We start from the raw sequence: 2,979 nt of genomic DNA on the forward strand, positions 1-2,979 counted from the left end.
ATTTGAACCCACAGCTTGCCTGCCTAGTTGAGGGTCGTGGTCGGGTATTTATCTATCACGGCGGCTTTGTGGCTTTTGTGGATGACGAGCAAACCTTTATTACCCGAATGGACTGAAAATTATTCAGTAAGTTGAAATCGGCGAATTGGCTTCCCTAGCAACGAATGGGGCAGAAACAAGTCACATCAAAACCATGATAATTGTCGTTAACATTAAATAGGTTATGCTAAATTAAAAAATCAGAAGAAGTTAGTTGATTTCCTCCTTCAATAAAACTTTCCTTTTAGCTCTATCATTCCACCTCAATAGTCGGTCCTATAATCCCCAATCTAACGGTCCAGAGGCTTAGACTAGGTTATTAGCGATAGAGTAAAAAGTAATTTTCATAATGCCTTAATCCCCCCCCTTCGCCCTATTTACTTCCGATACCTGCATTTTGAAATATGGAGTAACTATGAACACAGGGAAATCACTAAATAAGGGAATGATGAGTTTGATAGCAACACTAGATAACCTAAGCAGAGGCTTAAGAAAGGAATTATTACATACACATACAATTGTGTATAAGGACGAAGTAGAGCTATATTTCTTACTTCACGCCATGAAAGCTAGCATTAATAATGAGGCTTGCTCCCAAACAGAAAGCGAACTAGCCATTACCTTTATTGATGACTTTTTGAGTATGCACATTAGTCACAAAGAGGTCACTACTGACAATGCCAATTTAGTGCAACCATAAAGGTAAAAGCACATTTCAATTCACCTATAAATTTAAAAGGGTATCAAGAACCACTCTAGCGAATCCTAAGGGTTCGCATTTTCACTTCAAAAAACCCCATTCACCAATTCAAAATATCAATGTGAACTAAATCTTTTACTGGCATAGCTAATTTGACCAGCAAGTTAGAGGCTAAGTTATCACCTCACAAGTTAACCACTGCACCTGAATAAACACATTTAATTTACTTGGGCAGAAATAAAGCTCCAATTTTTTCTTACAACAATAACAAATACTGAAAATTCGCTAAGGTTGGTCTTAACTATCATTAGAGTGTTTTGAATTATCAAACTGCTCTATGTGACAACTCTCGAGGCCGAGTAGTTGTGTCCCTAATATAAGCGAATCTGAGAGAATACTTACTTAAGGGAAAGTATGTTATTGGGTACCAGACACGAAAGCGAAGAAGGTATTTACGTTGCTAGGCATCGCTAACACAACTACGGAAATGGGCGCTTAGGTGCCCTTTTTCCTTCCCTGCTATTGATAAAACTTTTCAGTCAATTCGTTGCAAAGCGCTGTTCTATACACAACCTTCCCTCTCAGCAACTCTGCATCTTCAATACTTAACATCGCTAGCTTTGTCTTTTTATCAAACCTACTTGGCATTTCATCAAGTAGCTGGGTATGCAGTCTCTTTATGTCATTAAAGATTTGCAGTGATTGGGAGAACAGCATCACTTTGTCGTAATAACCGTGCTTGAGGCCATACAGCCACTTTAGCAGAATGGTTTGTCGTGCTGCTTTGGTTTTGAATGAGTGCTCTATTTCAATTGCTGCGATAGTGCCATCGGGCTCTAATGCTATTCCATCGACATTACGCACATCATCCGATTTAAAAAGCCGCTTAAACTCAGGTTCGGTGACAAACGAGTACCAAAACGGTTTATCTACATTGTCTTTTGCTCTGTTATGCAGCCCTTTTAGCTGAACGTATTGCATCATAAGGTCATGCATAATGGTGTTTTTATTAACGCGTAAGCTAGGCTCTCCGGCGCGGAAATATACCGCTACAGATAACAACTCCTCTGCATATTTGGCTCCCGCGTAATCGAGTACATAAACTCGGCCATCCATTGAGCGATGCGTGATAACCAGGCTCAATAATTGTTCACTCACGAGCTTATTCAAATGCTCCAACGCGAGACGCTGAGGAATACCGTAAAGCCAGGCAACTATGGTTGGAGATGTCAGGCCAAAACGGGCGACAAGTTTCATGGTCAACACTCGCCTTGCTTTACCTATTTGATTGTTGTTAGCGCCTTGCTGATAACGCATGGGTATTGATAGGTAGGGTTGATACTGAGAACCCTCTTTACCTGAAGTATCGAGTGTTTGGTCTATCTGTTGTTGCGGGATATTTGAGTCATACATCTTGATACCTGTCATCCAGTTCATAATCGATATCTAGAGATAGAGCTTTATGATACAAACTATGGTGACTCAGACAAATAAGTGCAGGTTTTCATTCCGAGATGCCTATTTCCCCCTCTCGGGATGAAAATAGCGATAACCATCGCTACCAAGCCAGGCGTTGCCTGATGAATGAATCACTTCGTGACACATTCATATGCCTTGAAACGCACGCCAGCTCTGATGACTCGTCATCGACACTGTCTTACGAGCTACGCTCTAGCTTTTCAAGACATCAAACGCGCATGTATCTCGCTCCGCTCTGTACTAACCGCATTTTCGCCGCTTACGACGAGGGGATGTGTTCCACCTCTATTCCCTCTTTCGACACTCTGCTTTTCTGACGAAAAGGCAAATGGTTTAGCCATCAATTTGTGCCATCAATTTGTGCCAAATTTGAGGCTAAATTTTGCTGAAGCAAAACGTAAATGCGGTTAGTACAGACCAGCTGTACATGCGCGTTGCTCCTTTGAATCGATACTTCGTATCAATCCAAATACGCGAGCTGAAAGCATGTTTCACATGCTGTTAATTGCAAATAATCGTGCCGATTTTTGCTGTAAAAGCACACATTCGTTTTGGTGTAATCGTTAAAAATGAGGATTTTTTGAATCTAAAAATGCAGAAAATACTGGGAAGTTGGGCCAAACTTTTTGTTGCTGACATTTCAGTCAAACAAGTTTGTAATTTAGCATTTTTTCATTAATGTGTATAGAGAGCGGTAAAAAATTAAACGAAAAACTGGAGATAGGTATGAACAAATTGCTTAACGTAGAACCTCAAGTAAA

Annotated in this window: 2 protein-coding genes and 1 pseudogene; 2 read left to right on the forward strand and 1 reads right to left on the reverse strand. The window is 40.4% G+C overall.

What is annotated here, in order from left to right:
- Window positions 1-116: pseudogene (locus tag CXF82_RS00990) on the forward strand (cytosolic protein); the annotation flags it as partial.
- Between the two features lie 338 nt (window positions 117-454).
- Window positions 455-739: a hypothetical protein gene (locus tag CXF82_RS00995; RefSeq protein WP_102043522.1), complete on the forward strand. Its 285-nt coding sequence runs from the start codon at window positions 455-457 to the stop codon at window positions 737-739.
- A gap of 519 nt (window positions 740-1,258) precedes the next feature.
- On the opposite strand, the gene CXF82_RS01000 is transcribed toward CXF82_RS00995, so the two are convergent.
- Window positions 1,259-2,176, reverse strand: a complete 918-nt coding sequence (locus tag CXF82_RS01000) for a hypothetical protein (protein ID WP_257982703.1) — start codon at window positions 2,174-2,176, stop codon at window positions 1,259-1,261.
- Between the last annotated feature and the right edge of the window lie 803 nt (window positions 2,177-2,979).

This window comes from Shewanella sp. GutDb-MelDb (assembly GCF_002836075.1).
GTDB lineage: Bacteria > Pseudomonadota > Gammaproteobacteria > Enterobacterales > Shewanellaceae > Shewanella.

Excerpts from the sequence above, each read along its gene's own strand:
- CXF82_RS01000 (WP_257982703.1), bottom strand. The coding sequence starts at position 2,176 with ATGAACTGGATGACAGGTATCAAGATGTATGACTCAAATATCCCGCAA.
- CXF82_RS00995 (WP_102043522.1), top strand. The coding sequence starts at position 455 with ATGAACACAGGGAAATCACTAAATAAGGGAATGATGAGTTTGATAGCA.